This is a genomic window from Pontibacter chinhatensis (assembly GCF_900113285.1).
GTDB lineage: Bacteria > Bacteroidota > Bacteroidia > Cytophagales > Hymenobacteraceae > Pontibacter > Pontibacter chinhatensis.
Genome location: NZ_FOOT01000001.1, coordinates 1,141,832 through 1,157,216 on the forward strand (window position 1 = coordinate 1,141,832; position 15,385 = coordinate 1,157,216).

The 15,385-nt window shown below is 52.6% G+C and carries 14 protein-coding genes; 4 read left to right on the plus strand and 10 right to left on the minus strand.

Translation table 11 applies throughout. The features are described from left to right. Positions 1-130 precede the first annotated feature (130 nt). The 3 genes from BM040_RS04830 to mce all read right to left on the minus strand — a co-directional run bounded on the left by BM040_RS04830 (position 131) and on the right by mce (position 2,825). Entirely contained in the window at positions 131-1,579 is a 1,449-nt protein-coding gene (locus tag BM040_RS04830) for a CCA tRNA nucleotidyltransferase (RefSeq protein WP_092099325.1), read from the minus strand. A 167-nt stretch (positions 1,580-1,746) separates the two neighbouring features. Further along, positions 1,747-2,322, minus strand: a complete 576-nt coding sequence (locus BM040_RS04835; protein ID WP_092099326.1) for an L-threonylcarbamoyladenylate synthase — start codon at positions 2,320-2,322, stop codon at positions 1,747-1,749. Positions 2,323-2,423: 101 nt separating this feature from the next. Continuing rightward, a complete protein-coding gene (gene mce / locus BM040_RS04840; protein ID WP_092099327.1) occupies positions 2,424-2,825 on the minus strand; it encodes a methylmalonyl-CoA epimerase in 402 nt (133 codons plus the stop codon). A 181-nt stretch (positions 2,826-3,006) separates the two neighbouring features. Here mce and BM040_RS04845 point away from each other — a divergent pair, with 181 nt between their 5' ends. The 4 genes from BM040_RS04845 to BM040_RS04860 all read left to right on the plus strand — a co-directional run bounded on the left by BM040_RS04845 (position 3,007) and on the right by BM040_RS04860 (position 5,482). Then, positions 3,007-4,221: an IscS subfamily cysteine desulfurase gene (locus BM040_RS04845; protein ID WP_092099328.1), complete on the plus strand. Its 1,215-nt coding sequence runs from the start codon at positions 3,007-3,009 to the stop codon at positions 4,219-4,221. An 86-nt stretch (positions 4,222-4,307) separates the two neighbouring features. Continuing rightward, positions 4,308-4,721 carry a Fe-S cluster assembly scaffold IscU gene (gene iscU / locus BM040_RS04850; protein WP_092099329.1) on the plus strand — a complete coding sequence of 138 codons (414 nt, stop codon included), beginning with the start codon at positions 4,308-4,310 and terminating at the stop codon, positions 4,719-4,721. 14 nt (positions 4,722-4,735) lie between these two features. Then, positions 4,736-5,143, plus strand: coding sequence for a hypothetical protein (locus BM040_RS04855; RefSeq protein ID WP_092099330.1), 408 nt, complete (start codon positions 4,736-4,738; stop codon positions 5,141-5,143). 12 nt (positions 5,144-5,155) lie between these two features. Then, entirely contained in the window at positions 5,156-5,482 is a 327-nt protein-coding gene (locus tag BM040_RS04860; RefSeq protein ID WP_092099331.1) for a HesB/IscA family protein, read from the plus strand. Positions 5,483-5,553: 71 nt separating this feature from the next. On the opposite strand, the gene BM040_RS04865 is transcribed toward BM040_RS04860, so the two are convergent. From BM040_RS04865 to BM040_RS04895, 7 genes are all read right to left on the minus strand, one after another. Then, complete coding sequence (locus BM040_RS04865; RefSeq protein ID WP_092099332.1) at positions 5,554-6,393, minus strand: thermonuclease family protein; 840 nt, start codon at positions 6,391-6,393, stop codon at positions 5,554-5,556. A gap of 87 nt (positions 6,394-6,480) precedes the next feature. Further along, positions 6,481-8,490, minus strand: coding sequence for a tetratricopeptide repeat-containing sensor histidine kinase (locus tag BM040_RS04870; protein WP_092099333.1), 2,010 nt, complete (start codon positions 8,488-8,490; stop codon positions 6,481-6,483). A 119-nt stretch (positions 8,491-8,609) separates the two neighbouring features. Then, positions 8,610-12,263 (minus strand): AAA family ATPase, encoded by a 3,654-nt coding sequence (locus BM040_RS04875; RefSeq protein ID WP_092099334.1) that lies wholly within the window; start codon positions 12,261-12,263, stop codon positions 8,610-8,612. Next, the gene (locus tag BM040_RS04880) at positions 12,260-12,742 is read right to left on the minus strand and encodes a hypothetical protein (protein WP_092099335.1); all 483 of its coding nucleotides are present in this window, start codon (positions 12,740-12,742) and stop codon (positions 12,260-12,262) included. Before BM040_RS04880 ends, BM040_RS04875 begins: the two co-directional genes overlap by 4 nt. Next, entirely contained in the window at positions 12,702-13,247 is a 546-nt protein-coding gene (locus tag BM040_RS04885; protein WP_139217760.1) for a hypothetical protein, read from the minus strand. The genes BM040_RS04880 and BM040_RS04885 overlap by 41 nt, the downstream gene beginning before the upstream one ends. A 230-nt stretch (positions 13,248-13,477) precedes the next feature. Continuing rightward, positions 13,478-14,710 (minus strand): exonuclease SbcCD subunit D C-terminal domain-containing protein, encoded by a 1,233-nt coding sequence (locus BM040_RS04890; RefSeq protein ID WP_092099337.1) that lies wholly within the window; start codon positions 14,708-14,710, stop codon positions 13,478-13,480. Positions 14,711-14,894: 184 nt separating this feature from the next. Then, positions 14,895-15,293 (minus strand): rhodanese-like domain-containing protein, encoded by a 399-nt coding sequence (locus BM040_RS04895; protein WP_092099338.1) that lies wholly within the window; start codon positions 15,291-15,293, stop codon positions 14,895-14,897. Positions 15,294-15,385 lie beyond the last annotated feature (92 nt).

The window sequence follows — 15,385 nt, forward strand, 5'->3', positions numbered from 1 at the left end:
GCACTCGCGGGCAGTGCCATACTTTGCAACAAGTATAAAAGTATAGATGAAGTATAATCTTCGAGCGAGCTACCGAGTCATTCGCGCAAGCACCCCTGATAAAGTATAAACTACCCTTAAAACTGATAGGCTAGTTGTCGCCCTGATTGCCGGGAATGGCCAGATTCTGCACCACCGACAGCCCCTTCTGCTCTCCTAAGGCAACCATAAAGGCGTAGGCCTCGGCGTATTCGTTCTTTACCTTTCCCTCCAATATAGCCTCTGTCAGCGCCTCTTTCAACTCCCCCACCGCCTTGGATGGCTTCAGTCCGAAAGTTTCCATGATGATCTCGCCAGTGATGACCGGTTGGAAATTCCGGAGCTTGTCGCTCTCCTCTACTTCCACCAGGCGCCGCTCCACCTTGTCAAAATTCTGCAGATAGCGTTTTACCTTGGTGTCGTTTTTAGAGGTAATGTCTGCGCGGCAGAGTTTCATCAGGCCATCAATATCGTCACCAGCCTCGAAGAGAAGCCTGCGGATGGCTGAGTCGGTCACGGTTTCCTTTACTAGGGCGATGGGGCGCAAGTGGAGGCGCACCAGTTTTTGCACATACTTCATGTGCTCGTTCAGGGGCAGCTTCAGGTCGCGGAACAGACGGGGCACCATGCGGGCGCCGCGGTCCTCATGGCCATGGAAGGTCCAGCCTGCCTTGGGGTGATAGCGTTTTGTATCGGGCTTGGCAATGTCGTGCAGTATAGCAGACCAGCGCAGCCACAAATCATCCGACACCTGCGCCACGTTATCGAGCACCTGCAACGTATGGTAGAAGTTGTCTTTGTGCGAGTTACCGTTAATGGTCTCCACCCCGTGCAGCTCCACCATTTTCGGGAAGATCAGGTGCAGCAGCCCCGAGGCGAACAGCAGCTTGAAGCCATAGCTGGGCACCGGCGAAAGTATAATCTTATTCAACTCGTCGGTAATCCGCTCCTGCGACACAATTTTGATGCGTTCCTTATTGTCGGTGATGGCGTCAAAAGTATCCGGGTCGATGTCGAAGCCGAGCTGGGAGGCGAAGCGGATGGCGCGCATCATGCGCAGGGGGTCGTCTGAAAACGTGATGCCGGGCTCCAGGGGAGTGCGGATGATCTGGCGGCGCATGTCTTTTATACCTTCGAACTCATCTATCAGCTCGCCATAGCTCTCCTTGTTCAGGCTGATGCCGAGTGCGTTGATGGTAAAGTCGCGGCGTTTGAGGTCATCATCCAGTGTGCCCTGCACCACCTCCGGCTTGCGCGAGTGCTCCCGGTAAGATTCCTTGCGTGCCCCTACAAACTCTACCTCCCAGTCTCCGTCGCGCAGCATGGCAGTGCCAAAATTCTTGAAGACGGACACCTTGGGTTTGTGCGGCAGTCTCTGCGCCACCTGTGTGGCCAGCACAATGCCATCGCCCACGCATACCACGTCAATGTCCTTGGAAGGCCGCTTCAGCACCAGGTCCCTTACAAAACCGCCTATCACATAGGCATCTACGCCTAGCTCTCCGGCCGCCTCGGCTATTACATTGAAAATCGGGTGTTCTGGTAACTGTACTTTCTCCATTCTAAAAAAATAAAAACCTCAGGCTACTGCAGCGCGGCCTGAGGGACAAAAGTACGCATAAGCCTCTCAATTTTTAAGAAAGGCTATACTTTTAGCTGCTTATACTTTGGTTTGCGCGCCACCTGCCGCCGGTCCGTAAGTATAGTTGCCATACCGTATACTTTGCCTTAATCCCGCAGGATGCGCTGGCTACCGTCTGGCTCAATCTTTACAATGCGGGATGGGTTGGAGGCCATATCTTCATCCTGGCGCCAGTTCACCACAAAGTCAACCCGCTTCTTGAGCACCTCACTAATCTCGGCAAAAGTTTTGGGGGCCGACTCTCCGCTAATGTTGGCCGAGGTAGAAACAATAGGCCTGGCCACCTGCCGGATAAGGCGGTGGCAGAACTCATCCCCCTCCACCACCCGAATGGCCACTGAACCGTCGCTGGCCAGCACCTCCTGGGGCAGGTTTTTCGGGTTAGAGAACACATAGGTGGTTGGCCTTTCCTGCTGCTTTACCATCTCCTCAAAGTCTTCCGGAAGCTCCTCCACATAGTTTCGCAGCATGTTGTGGTCGGCTACCAACAGGATCATCGACTTAGACTCCTCGCGCTCCTTTATCTTGAAAATCTTGCGGACGGCCTCTGCGTTCTCAGCATCACAGCCTATGCCCCAAACTGTGTCGGTAGGGTAAAGGATCACGTTGCCCAGTAATACCTCTTCCTCCGCCGCCTGTATTTCTTTCACTAATTGGCTCATAGTTTTCTAGTTGGTTTTTGATTGTCAGTTATTCGTTGCTCGTAAATTGTAGCATCTAAAAATACTATTTGGATAACGCATAACTAACAACCAATAACGGTTTATCTTATTTCCTGCGTCAGTTCTACCAGCACGCCGTTGGCGCTTTTGGGGTGCACAAAGCAAACGAGCTTATTGTCGGCGCCTTTCTTGGGTTGCTCGTTCAGAAGTATAAATCCTTCCCCCTTCAGGCGCTCCATCTCCGCGTAGATGTCCTCCACCTCAAAGGCAATGTGGTGGATGCCCTCCCCGCGCTTCTCCACAAACTTACTGATGGCGCTGTCAGGCGTGGTTCCTTCGAGCAATTCTATCTTGGTGTCCCCCACCTTAAAAAAGGAAGTATTCACCGCCTCCGACTCCACATACTCAGTCTTGTACGGCTCCACCCCGAGCAGTTTAAAGTATAGCCCGTTGGCCTCGCTGAAGTTCCTGACCGCTATTCCTATATGTTCTACGTTTTTCATTTATAGTTTGTAATTAGTCTAAGTAGAGAATTTTTACTATTTTTGTACCGGATTCAAAACTACTATATTTCGCTTAAACTCTTTCAGCTGATGTGTGTTAAGGAATTAGAACCAAAATATGCCGGACGCTGTTGAAATGTTAATTCAAAGTGCCAATAATATCAAAAGAAACGCAGTTACTATGTTAACACTACCGATATACCTGGATAACAATGCTACTACGCCGCTAGACCCGCGTGTGTTGGACGCAATGATGCCTTACATGACCAATATGTTTGGTAACGCTGCCAGCCGTAACCACCCATTTGGATGGCAGGCTGAGGAGGCCGTGGATTACGCCCGCGAGCAAATCGCGTCTCTGATTAATTGTTCTCCTAAGGAAATCATCTTTACCTCAGGTGCCACAGAGTCGGATAACCTGGCTATCAAAGGCGTGTTCGAGATGTATGCCTCCAAAGGCAACCACATCATCACCGTTACCACCGAGCACAAAGCGGTGCTGGATACTTGCAAGCACATCGAAAAGCTGGGCGGCAAGGTTACCTACCTGAAGGTAGATGACAAAGGCCTTATCGACCTGAAAGAGCTTGAGGAGGCTATCACCGATAAGACTATCCTCATCTCCGTGATGTATGCCAACAACGAGATCGGTGTTATTCAGCCAATCCGTGAGATTTCTGCCATCGCCAAGAAGCGCGGCATCCTGTTCTTTACAGACGCGACGCAGGCGGTAGGTAAAATTCCGGTGGATGTAGAGGCTGACGGCATTGACCTGATGGCTTTCTCCGGACACAAAATGTATGGCCCTAAAGGTGTAGGTGCCCTGTATGTGCGCCGCAAGAACCCGCGTGTTAAAGTTACTGCCCAGATGGACGGTGGCGGCCACGAGCGTGGCATGCGCTCCGGCACCCTGAACGTGCCAGGCATTGTAGGCCTTGGAAAAGCTGCCGAGGTTGCCAAGCAGGACATGGAAGCTGATACGAAGCGTATTGCCGCCATGCGTGACAGACTGGAGCGCGAGCTACTTACCATCGAGGAGTCTTACGTGAACGGTTCTACAGAGCACCGCCTGCCGCACGTATCCAACATCTCCTTTAAGTATGTAGAGGGCGAAGGCCTGATGATGGGTGTAAAAGACATCGCTGTTTCGTCTGGTTCTGCCTGTACTTCTGCGTCTCTGGAGCCATCTTACGTTCTCAAGGCCCTGGGCCTGAGTGACGACCTGGCACACTCTTCCCTGCGTTTTGGCTTGAGCCGTTTCACGACTGAGGAGGAGATTGATTTCGCCATCGACCACGTGAAACAGGCTGTAGCCAAGCTTCGCGACCTTTCTCCGCTGTGGGAAATGTTTAAGGAAGGCATCGACCTGAACTCTATTGAGTGGGCAGAACATTAAGATAATTAATAATGGAAAAGGAGTAATGAATAATTACTCGCCTTTATTAGTCATTCATCATTAACAATTAGTAATTAAATACAGCTATGGCTTATTCAGATAAAGTAATCGACCATTATACCAACCCACGCAACGTTGGTACACTTGATAAGGGTAAGAAAAACGTAGGTACTGGCCTGGTTGGTGCCCCTGAGTGCGGCGACGTAATGCGCCTGCAGATTGAGGTAGACGAGAACCAGGTAATTACAGACGCCAAGTTCAAGACGTTTGGCTGCGGCTCGGCTATCGCTTCTTCTTCTCTTGCCACCGAGTGGCTGAAAGGCAAAACCGTTGACGAGGCACTGGCTATCGACAACATGGCGATTGTAGAGGAGCTGGCGCTGCCTCCGGTTAAGATTCACTGCTCTGTACTTGCCGAAGATGCCATCAAAACGGCGATCAACGACTACAGAGTAAAGAACGGCCTTCCGGAGCTGGAACTGCCTAAGTCTCACCACTAAGAAAAACGGACTCAATGGAGTCAACTTCGGACGTACACGTTGAGAGTGCCCGTATTCAAAAGCAGATTGAGCACCACTTAGGCATAAGCGGTAGCAGTCTGCTTTTTGAGTTCCGGCAGCTCGACAATAAAACGCGCCTCGATCTGATAACGGTGAACCCGCGCCACCAGCAGTCCTTCCTCTTTCACTCGGAGGTAGGCTTTGACCGCCTGGAGGTGCTGCGCAAGATGCTGGCCTACGTAAAGAACTACCGCGACCGCGAGAGCTCTTTTACAGTGCAGTGGATGGCCCGCAACGACAAGGAATTGAACACTTCCTACTTCAGGGCCCGTAATATGTATGAGGCGTTAGATAAGTTGTACTATGGCCGGGACATGAACACGATCACTGTTTTTAGTGTTGTAATGAATCCGGTTTCCTAAAATTTAAAGATTATGATCACAGTTTCAGATAAAGCAAAAGAGAAGGTTATAAAGCTGAAGCAGGAAGCGCAGCTTGACGATACGTTTCGTTTGCGTGCCTCTGTAGCAGGTGGTGGCTGTTCCGGTTTGTCCTACAACCTTGATTTCGACGATGAGGTGAAACCCATGGATCAGGAATTTGAGGACAAGGGCGTAAAAGTGGTGGTAGACATGAAGAGTTTCCTGTACCTGGCCGGCACTGAGCTAGATTTCTCAGACGGACTGAACGGCAAAGGCTTCTTCTTCAACAACCCGAATGCCAGCCGTACCTGCGGTTGCGGCGACAGCTTCTCCGTATAATATCTAATAATATCACTTAAAAAGGCTCTGCCACTGCGGCAGAGCCTTTTTTATACTTTAGCTTGCTGATGTTAAGGCGAACAGGTTTTGTCGGCACGGCGGCCGTGTTCGCGAATGGCTAAGGCCTCCGTGGTTTTGATTACCTCGTCTTTGCAGCGCTTGAGCACATGGCAATTGCTGTCGTAGTGGTATACAGCGGAGTTGGTGCTGTTGCAGATATAAACAGTGCGCTTGGTAGCCCCTGCAGGTATAGGAGCATTGGCGGTGCTGGGTTTTGAGGCGCCTGAGCGCTGTTCCTTCCGGAAATCCCAAGGTGCCACGGGGTTCGGGTCCTGCCATAAGCCACGTTTAAAGCGGCGGGCATCGGCCTCTGCGTTAGCCAGGTTCTGGTCCTTGGAGTATTCCTTATAGTGCCAAGCAAAGCCATTGCGCACCAGTTCCTCGTTCAGATTTTTCCCATCCGGTAGTATAATAGTGCCTACCGTGCGGCCATACCTATCCTTGTTATTCACAATCAGGCGAACCGTTTTGCCGAAAGCCAGATCGGAAGTATACTGCTTGGCACGTTGCCCATGAGCCTGGTTCTTCTCCGGCGTGTCCACCCCATACAGGCGAACCGTTACTTCCTCCCCATTTACCAGCAACACAATCGTATCGCCATCCTTTACCCCCACTACTTTATCCCCGGCAGTGGTAGCTGGGGTGCGGGTAGGTTTGTCTGCAGCTTCTTTGCTCGGCTGCTCCGCGACCGTAATAGTGTCGGATGCTGTTGCGGCACCATCTCCCCCCTGCCTGCTGCGTTCTTCAATGGCACGCTGCCGCTCCCTGAACTGCTGCTGCGCATCTTTGCTATCGCTTTTGCAGGAAAACAGAGCAAGCAGCGCTAAGGGCAGGTATATAAATTTTTTCATGCTAAACCGGGTCTTACACTTTGTACGGCATGGGCTGCCTGACGGCACAAAAGTATAAAAATGAAGAGCGGATGCCAAGCGAAACACTTATGCCAGTTCCACCGCCTCTGCTTCCATCACTTCGTTTGCATCCTCCTGGAGGGAGGGCATGGCCGGTAACCTGAAGAAGAACGTGCTGCCCTGGCCTGTCTCGCTTTCGGCCCAGATGCTGCCACGGTTGCGTTCAATAAAATACTGGCATAGTTGCAGGCCCAGCCCGCTGCCCCGCTCATCTGCAGTGCCCTTGCTGCTGCTGTTGCTACCCCCGCTGAAAAGAGAAGCGAGCTTTTCCGGCGCCATGCCAATGCCGGTATCCTTTACTGATATGGTAACACACCCTCCATGCCTTTCGGACCTGATTCGGATCTCCCCGCCTTTCTTGCTGAACTTAATCGCGTTGCCGATCAGGTTGCGCAGGACCAGGTTTACCATTTCTTTATCCGCATAAAGAGTATGTACGTCGGCAATTTGACAGGCGAACTGCAGTTGCTTGAACTTGGCCTGCGGCTCGAGCAAACGCAGGTTCTGCTCTACCAGCAGCGCCAGGTTAGTTTCTTCCGGCTTAACCGTAAGGCCGCGCATCTGCACCCGGGACCATAAAAGCAGGTTATCCAACAGCCAGAGCGAGTTTTGCTGACTCGCCTCGAGCGAGGCCATAAATGGCCCAAGCTTGTCCTGCGGCACAGCCCCCTTCGAAATGAGTTGCAACAGCCCCTGCAGCGATGTGAGGGGACCTTTCAGGTCATGCGCTATCACGGAGAAAAGCTTATCTTTTACAGAGTTCAGTTTCTCCAGCTCCTCCTTCTGCTCAAGCAGCAGGTTAGCCTGCAGCGCCAGCTGCTCCTTTTTGGCTGCCAGGGCCTCACTATGCTCCAGGATGTCAATGTTCTTTTGCGTGAGCAAGTCGTTGAGGCGGTGCATGCGCCGGCGCCCCAGGAAGAACACTACGGCCAACACCCCTACCAGCAGCAGCATGGCACCGGTAAAAACCTGTGCGGCGTTTCTTCGCTCAATCATCTGCTGCTGCAAGTTCGTTTGGGCTTTCAACAGGAGGTTCTCCTGCATCGCCTTCTCATTCTCATGTTTAAACGCCAGCTCGGTCAGCTGCATTTTAACGGCTGCAGCCTGCACGCTGTCAGCATACTCTTTCTGGAGGGTTAGATATTTATGGGCATTCTTAAAATCGCCAACCTGGGTGTAGAGCTTGTTGAGTAGCTCAGCCGCGATCTTCACCTCATTCTTGGAGTTTATCTCCTGGGCCAGTTCCACGTTCCGGTGGGCGTAGGGCAGCGCCATCTCAGGCTGCTTGGCCGCCATGTAGGCCTCAGCCAGCCCACACAATGCGTGCACTTCATCTATCTTGCTTCCTACCTTACGGGCTAAGTTCAGGGCCCTGTGGTGGTAAGAGAGCGCCTTTTCCCACTCCCCCATCTCAGAATAAATAAAGCCCGCGCTGTTCATGCTGATCAGGGACACACTGCTGTTGGGGTCGAGGAGCTGAAGGGCGCGAAGCACGTAGCTTATGGCTTGGTCATAGTCTTTCTTTTGCTGGTAAATCGACCCGATATTACTCAGGCTCAAGGCAAGGCCAATTGTATCGTGTGTGGCCCTCGAAATCTCCAGTGACTTGTTATAGAGCTCGATAGACTTTTCGAGCTCGTTCTGAGAGGCAAAAGCGATGGCGATGTTGTTGTAGCTGGCACTCAAACCGGCTGTGTCGCCTATGGACTCCCTTATCCGAAGCGATCTATAGTAGTAGCTTACGGCCTCGCTGTAATTGCCGTAAATGTCGTAAGCCACGCCGATGTTATTATAGGCCAGGGCCAGCGCCTTCTGGTTATTCAGCTCACGCGCCAGTACTTGTGCCTGGTTGCCATACTTCAGGGAGGTGCTAAACGAGGAGTTCCAGTACAGCTTGCTTAGCTCACAGAGCAGGAAAACCTTCTCCTCTGCATCGTGTGTGGTCTCCAGCTTCGTTTTGAGTTCAGAGATTTTATCGTGGTTGGCGAGCGCCGGATAAAAAGCCAGCAGTAAAACCAGAAGTAGGATGTGCTTCATGCCGAGTGGGTTAGACTCATCAAATATACTGATTTATATGAATCTTAAAATATACAGTTATAGGTTTATATATTTCTGACTCATATACTTAGCTGCCCTCTACTTCAAGCCTGGCCTGCTCAGCTTGCTATCACCTCCACTTTGCTGACGCCCCCTGCCTGTCGCTGTACTTTGATCTGGGTGCTGATGCGCTCTTTCAGCGCCTCCACGTGCGAAATTATGCCGATCATCTTGCCGCTGGCCTGCAGGTTCTCCAGGGTGGAGATGGCAGCGTCCAGCGTTTCTGCATCCAGCGTACCGAAGCCTTCATCAATAAACAGGGAGTTGATCTGCGTACGACGACCTGCCAGGTCAGATAGGCCTAGCGCCAGCGCCAGACTTACCAGGAAGCTCTCACCGCCCGACAGCGTGTTCATCGGGCGAACAGCCTTGGCCTGGTACATGTCCACAATCAACAGCTCCAGGTCTTCGGCTGCGGATTTGAGGATGCGGTAGCGGTCGTTTAGCTTCTGCAGGTGGCGGTTGGCCAGCTCCACCAGCCGTGCCAGCGTGAGCCCCTGCGCAAAACGACTGAACTTGTTGCCGTCGGCAGAGCCAATCAGGTCGGCCAGCTGCGACCAGCGATGGCACACCTGCAGCTGCGTTTTCAGCTGTTCGGCCAGTTCCCGGTTTTTCTCGCGCTGCTGCGCGTCCTGGTCCAGGCGCTCCTGCTGGCGGGCCCGCTGGGAGATCAGCTCCCGCTGCTGTTCTGTTTTCTGCCGATGCTGCGCCTGCAGGGTTTCCATACTTTCCTCGGTCAGCTGCATTTGCTGCAATTGCCTTAGCCCCTGCTGCACATCGCTTAAAGATTTGCGAAGCTCGGTCAGGTGCTTTTCGGTCTGGGCTTTCAGGTTTGCCAGGCGGTCGGCTTCGTCGCGGTGCAACAGCATCTGGCTCAACGCCTCAATCGTTTCGATGCCTTTTTGTTGGAGCACATGCAGCAGCCCTCGGCGTAAATCCTCTAGCTTTGATTGGTTCTGCTGCTGCTGTTGCAGGCATTCCGTTTGCCGTGCTCGGGCTTGCTGTAGTTCCTGCTGTTTCTGCAAGAGCTGGCGGCGCGCTTCCTCCGCCTGTGTGGCGCGTGCTTTCAGTTCCTGGCCGGCCAACGTGCGTTCCTGCTCCGTATTTTTATCCCCAAACAAAGTATAACGTTCGGTCTTGAGGTGAGTAAGCTGTTGGTGTTCCTCTCTAAGTACCTGCTGTCGTTCCTTAAGCTCTTCACTCTTTTCATTTACCCTCACTGTCAGGTGCTTTACTTGTTCTGACAGAGAAGTTTGAAGCTTCTCTATACTTTCCAGCGCCTGCTGCTTCTTAGCATAGGCCGCCGCTTGCTGCTCCAAGGTCTGCAGCAACGTATGGCGCTCGTCTGGTTTATACTTCAGGCCAAAGGTAGCGGCAAAGGATTCGGCCGTTTGGGTGTGCGCCTGCTGCTGTTCCAGCTCATCGGCAAGTTTTTCCTGAAGCTTTTGCAGCTGGTTTTGCAGGAGCTTATCCGATGCCTGCAGTTGGTTTGATTGGCCCTGCGCCTGTACCTGCGCCTCCCGTAGCTGCTGGTTCTGGTGGTTTATACTTTCAAGCTCGCGGCTCAGGCCACGAGCCTGCGCCAGTTGCTGCTGCAAGGCCGAGGCTGACTGTTGTTGCGCCTGCTTCAGCTGGGCCAGCTGCGCTACATCTGCTATACTTACACGTTGCGGAAGCCCCTCTGCAAGCTGCTCAAAAGTATAACCGAGGCGATTCAGTTCACTTTCTGTTTCTGATTTGGCTGTAGTGCCCAACTGCAGTTTCTGCTCCAGCGAGCCGAGTTGCAGTTGCAGCTGGTTTATACCTTGCTCCAGCTCCTTGACCAGTTCCAGCTGCCTGTCGCGCTTCTGCACTTCTTCCGGCAGGTCAAAAGCATAACCATTCTCGGCGAAAGGGTGATGCGTGGAGCCACAAAGCGGGCAAGGTTCCTCCTTAGTCAACGTATGGCGGGCCTCTTCGTACTGCTGTATCTGCTGCTGCAGAGCCACCAGTTTCTGCAGCGCTTGCAGATGTTCATCGGCCTGTTTATACTTCGCTTGGTTGTCCTGTAGCGTTGCACGTGCCTGTTCCTGCTGCTGCCTTAGCTGCGAAAGGTGTTCGTTTATACGTTGGAGCTTTTGGTGCTGCCCCGCGTGCTGCTGCGCCAGCTCCTGCAGGCGCTCATATCGGGCCACCAACGCCGGCTGCGACTGAGACGCCTGCTCCAGTTCCTCCATACTTTTGTCGGCCAGTATGCTTTGCAGCGCTGCGAGCTTTTCCTCTTTCTGCTGCTGCAGCTGCTTCTGTTGCGCCTGTTGCTGCGCTTGTTGCTGCTGCAGGTCGGCCAGCTGTGTTGCCTCCCGCTGGCGTTGCTGCTCAAGCTCCTGCTGCTCCTGCTGGTTGCCCCTGATGCGCTGCTCTACCTCCTGCAAATCGCGGAGGGTGGCTTTGAACTCCGGCAGGTGCTCTTTTAAATCCTGTAGCTGGGCGTGCTGCTCCAGCCAGGCTTTTATACTTGTCGCCTCCTGCGTCAGCTTCTCCAGTTCCTGCTGCCTGGCCTGCAGCTGGGCTTGCTCCTGCTGCAGTTGCTGCTCAAAGCCCACATAGGCGTTCTTGTTTTTGCTGTAAGCTTCGCGGATAGTACTGATTTGGTGATCCAACCTCGAAACCTGCGCCAGCAGCGGCTCCAGTTTCTGCACGGCCTCCTCCTGCTGCTGATGCACCTTGGTAGCTTCGGTGGCTATTTTCCCAGCGGCTTCCAGCTCTGTTTCCAATACCGGCACGCGCTTTTGCAGCGTTTGCAGCTGCTCCTGCACCTCGGCCACTTTGCTGTTAGCACTACGGATTTCGGCTAACTCGCCTACAAACTGGTGTGCCTGCTCATGCTGGTGCAGCTTGATGAACTCCGGCTGCAACTGCGCCAGTTTCTGCTCCTGCACCTGCAGCGCCTGCTGGTGCTGCTGTTGTCTGGCCTGTAGCTGGGCCACCTGCTGCAGCCACTGTAGTTTCTGTTGCAGGCCTACAATATCTGTTTGAAGTATGGCTTCCTGCCCGGCCAGTTCTTTTATACTTTGCGCATAGGCCTCGCGCTGCTCCTCGGGCAGAAGTTGGGTGTTCTTCAGCAGCTGCTCCAGGCCCTCATACTTCAGCCGCTCCTGCTTCGCCTTCTCATAGGCAAATCTGGAGATCTCCGAATAGATACCAGTATCCGTGATTTTCTCCAGGAGGCCACTGCGCTCGTTGGGGCTGGCCTTCAGGAAGCGGGCAAAATCGCCCTGCGAGAGCATCACCGAGCGCAGAAACTGGTTATAGTCCAGGCCGCACAATACAGCCACTTTACCCGGCACCTCGCTGGGCTTTAAATCGAACAGCTCATCCTCCTCAAAGGCATACAGCTCCATGTGCACCGGCTGTATGTTGCCGTCCACCTTGCCCCGGCTGCGGCGCAGGTGCCACTTGGAGCGGTAGCGCTTGCCGTTGGCCGCAAACTCCACCTCCGAAAAGCTCTCAGCCGTGTGGCGCGTCATCAGCTCCAGCGGCTTGTCGTTGCTGTGGCGGTGCACCAGCCCGTAGAGGCCCACCGTAATGGCATCCAGAATGGTAGTTTTGCCCGCGCCGGTAGGGCCGGTAATAGCAAACAAGCCCGCCTCTGCCAGCGGACTCTGGTCGAAACGGATTTCGTGCTCACCTTTCAGCGAGTTCAGGTTCTGGAAGCGTACGGAGAGAATTTTCATGGGTGAACTATATGTGTTTCAGTAGGGAACCTAAGGCTGATAAGCTCGGCCAGCCTGCGGGTATCTTCTGGGTTTGTTCTGAAATTTAAAGTATAAACAACCTGGTTGTTTCTGTATAGCTTTAGCCTGCTGTTTCCTAAAGGCCAGAGCCTATCAGACCGCCACCAAATTTCTTTTAAAGTTTGCTCGGCATTTTCAGGTTCAATAGCTGCCTTATCTACTTTAGACAAATCGTATGCTTCTTTCCTGAACCATGGCCGAAAGAAGTAAAAGCTAAGCAGGGAGCCTTCGAGGCGTACTTTACAATCGTATGCGTTCGGGATGAAATGCAGGAGCAAACCAGCCGGAACACCGCCTGCTATCGTTAGTAACCAATTCTCTGAGAAAGCATACACAAGTGCAGCCACCACCAGTGTTTTAGGGAAGATGCTGTAGCAATTAACCGGAAACCTGGACTCGAAGGTATCGGTTGCTTTCATGATATCTTTCATAGAACCTGACCTGTTCTTCTGTGTTGGACAGGATAACGAATTTGCCAAAGTATAAAGAACCCTGGTTTTCGTCTTCCATACCGTAGAGCGCATAATAATCCCCAGTTTTCTCCGCTCCGTGTAGGGTGATGTTAAAATCTTCCTCACTGCGGTCAGTAAAGCTATGGATAGTAGCCCCATCCACCAAGATAAGGGTATTGGAGTAAAGCTTATAAGTGTCACCGGACACAGACTTCAGCACGCCGATTAGCAGGTTATCTTTTGTCCGGTAGAGCTTCTCCTCCAGTATAGTATGGTTCTGCCTCAGTTGCGCCTGCAACTTTTTCGTTCTGACCTGCTTTTTGATGAAACTTTCCTCCGCACATGCCGCCCTTTCTCGCTGATGTTGTAAAGCCGCTTCTTCATGGACCGGTTCCAGCGGAAATTCCCCTGCATCTTTTAAGGTAACCGTATAAGCCGCTGTTGTTACAGAACCATTTTTTAAATGATGCACATATTCCTTTTTATACCTGCCACACAACTCCGTTGACTTCAGGGTTTGTGCCTTTGCCAGGCATGGCAACAGAAGTATAAATAACAGGAGGTTCTTCATGTGCTATACTTTATACTTATCGGAATCTGGATTTGAACACGCTGCCCATACTTTATCTGGAATATTACCGCTAGATTACACCAGTTGAAGAGACACTATAAGCTCCCAAGACTTTCTAACTTTTTAGCCTTCTAACTTTCCAGCTCCTCCTGCCCCATCAGCTCCAGCAGCTCCGAGAAAGTGGCCACCAGTTCCGAATGGTCCGCATCGGGGAAGGCGCTCTCACAACGTTTGAGGAACACGTCCTGCTCGCGGAGGGTGTGCAGATCAGCCTCTTCCTGCACCTGCTGCTCCAGGGTTTGGGCGGCTTTCTGAATAATAGGCGGACGGTGAATAAGCAGTTGCAGCTCGTCTTTTTTCAGGTGCAGCACCTCTTCCAGTTGCTGGTTCAGGTCGGGCAGGTGTGCTTCCAACTCCAGCTGTATTTCGGCCCAGGCCGTGAGCGTGTAGGCTCTGTTATCGTACAGGGCTATCTGCTGCTTCACCTTCTCCAGCGGCCCTTTAAAGCGCACCAGTTGGCGGCAAACAGGTATCGCTACCTCGCGCAGGTCAGTCAGTTTGCCTTCTTCAAAATCAAGTATAAAAACTACCTTCTTGTCCGTCACCTCACTAAAGCTAAGCGGAATCGGTGAGCCCGAGTAGCGGATGTGGTGGCGGTTATTTACCTGCTGCGGGCGGTGCAAATGGCCCAGGGCCACGTAGTCGAACTCCTGCGGAAACTGGTCGGCTCCTATCTGGCCCAAATTGCCTACGTGGATTTCCTTCTCGCTTTCGGACGCCGAGCCGCCGGCGGCAAACAAATGGCCCATGGCCACCACCGGTATACTTTGCTGTTTATACGTTTGGATATGCGGCACAAAGGCCTGGTAATGCGCGGCGATGCCCTGCTTGATGCGCTGCTCCCGCTCCTCAAAGCTCTCGCCAGGCACAGACAAACGCACGTCGCGGTCGCGGAGGAAAGGCACGGCACAGACGGCCAACTGCACCTCCCCCTGCTCGTTTTTCAGCTCGATGAGTTCATCCAACGGATCAGAAGAGGCCCCTCCAATGACGTAAATATTGAAGCACTCGAGCAGTTCCCTTGGAGCGTTAAGCGTAGAAACGGAATCGTGGTTGCCCCCCGTGATGATGATATGGCGGCAGCAGGTAGCGCATACTTTCCGCAGAAAGTCATAGTATAACTTTAGCGCGGTGTTGGAGGGAGCGCCGCTGTCGAACACGTCGCCGGACATCAGCAGGACCTCTACCCGCTCCTGCTCGATGGTTTGCAGCAGCCAGTTCAGAAAATGCTGGTGTTCTTCGGTGCGTTCGAGGTTAACGAGGCGCTGGCCCAGGTGCCAGTCTGAGGTGTGTAGTACGCGCATAGCTCTTCTTCTCCAAATCCGCCTAAAGATACATCAGAATATAGGAATATGGCAAGAAGTTTCAGGTGATTATCTCTTTAAAGTATAAAAGTATGGAAATGGCATTTTATACTTTGGGTAAAGAAAAAGGGGCAGCAACAGCGCCATAGCCATTTCCTGCCCCTCCTTTGCAGATGTTATACTTCTATTCCTGCCCGGTTTCGGTGGGCAGACCTGCTTCTTTCAGGGTTTGATAGCCGCCAAGATCGAAGATGTGCTTAAAGCCGGCCTCTTTCATGAGTTCGGCGGCCTTACCGCTGCGGTTGCCCGAGGCACAGTACAGGTAGTATACTTTGTTTTTATCCCAGTTTTGGATGTCCTGTGCAAATTCCCCGCCCCTGAAATCCGATAGTGTGGCGCCATCCAGGTGGCCGGCAGCATATTCCTCAGGTGTGCGCACATCCACCACCACTGTTTTGCTGGTCAGCCGCTGCTCCTTAAACTCATTTGGCGTTAAGCGCTGCACCTGGGCCGGTACCTGCTGTGGCGTGCGGGTGCAGCCAAGCGTAAGCACTGCCAACAGGGTTATGATAATTATTCTCATTTCTTATACTTTCTTGCTGATGCTATCCTGTAAAGATAGGTATCCTGTGCTATTTATACTCATACTTTGGCGTGCAATGTGAATTCACGACA

Excerpts from the sequence above, each read along its gene's own strand:
- BM040_RS04830 (WP_092099325.1), bottom strand. The coding sequence starts at position 1,579 with ATGGAGAAAGTACAGTTACCAGAACACCCGATTTTCAATGTAATAGCC.
- BM040_RS04835 (WP_092099326.1), bottom strand. The coding sequence starts at position 2,322 with ATGAGCCAATTAGTGAAAGAAATACAGGCGGCGGAGGAAGAGGTATTA.
- mce (WP_092099327.1), bottom strand. The coding sequence starts at position 2,825 with ATGAAAAACGTAGAACATATAGGAATAGCGGTCAGGAACTTCAGCGAG.
- BM040_RS04845 (WP_092099328.1), top strand. The coding sequence starts at position 3,007 with ATGTTAACACTACCGATATACCTGGATAACAATGCTACTACGCCGCTA.
- iscU (WP_092099329.1), top strand. The coding sequence starts at position 4,308 with ATGGCTTATTCAGATAAAGTAATCGACCATTATACCAACCCACGCAAC.
- BM040_RS04855 (WP_092099330.1), top strand. The coding sequence starts at position 4,736 with ATGGAGTCAACTTCGGACGTACACGTTGAGAGTGCCCGTATTCAAAAG.
- BM040_RS04860 (WP_092099331.1), top strand. The coding sequence starts at position 5,156 with ATGATCACAGTTTCAGATAAAGCAAAAGAGAAGGTTATAAAGCTGAAG.
- BM040_RS04865 (WP_092099332.1), bottom strand. The coding sequence starts at position 6,393 with ATGAAAAAATTTATATACCTGCCCTTAGCGCTGCTTGCTCTGTTTTCC.
- BM040_RS04870 (WP_092099333.1), bottom strand. The coding sequence starts at position 8,490 with ATGAAGCACATCCTACTTCTGGTTTTACTGCTGGCTTTTTATCCGGCG.
- BM040_RS04875 (WP_092099334.1), bottom strand. The coding sequence starts at position 12,263 with ATGAAAATTCTCTCCGTACGCTTCCAGAACCTGAACTCGCTGAAAGGT.
- BM040_RS04880 (WP_092099335.1), bottom strand. The coding sequence starts at position 12,742 with ATGAAAGCAACCGATACCTTCGAGTCCAGGTTTCCGGTTAATTGCTAC.
- BM040_RS04890 (WP_092099337.1), bottom strand. The coding sequence starts at position 14,710 with ATGCGCGTACTACACACCTCAGACTGGCACCTGGGCCAGCGCCTCGTT.
- BM040_RS04895 (WP_092099338.1), bottom strand. The coding sequence starts at position 15,293 with ATGAGAATAATTATCATAACCCTGTTGGCAGTGCTTACGCTTGGCTGC.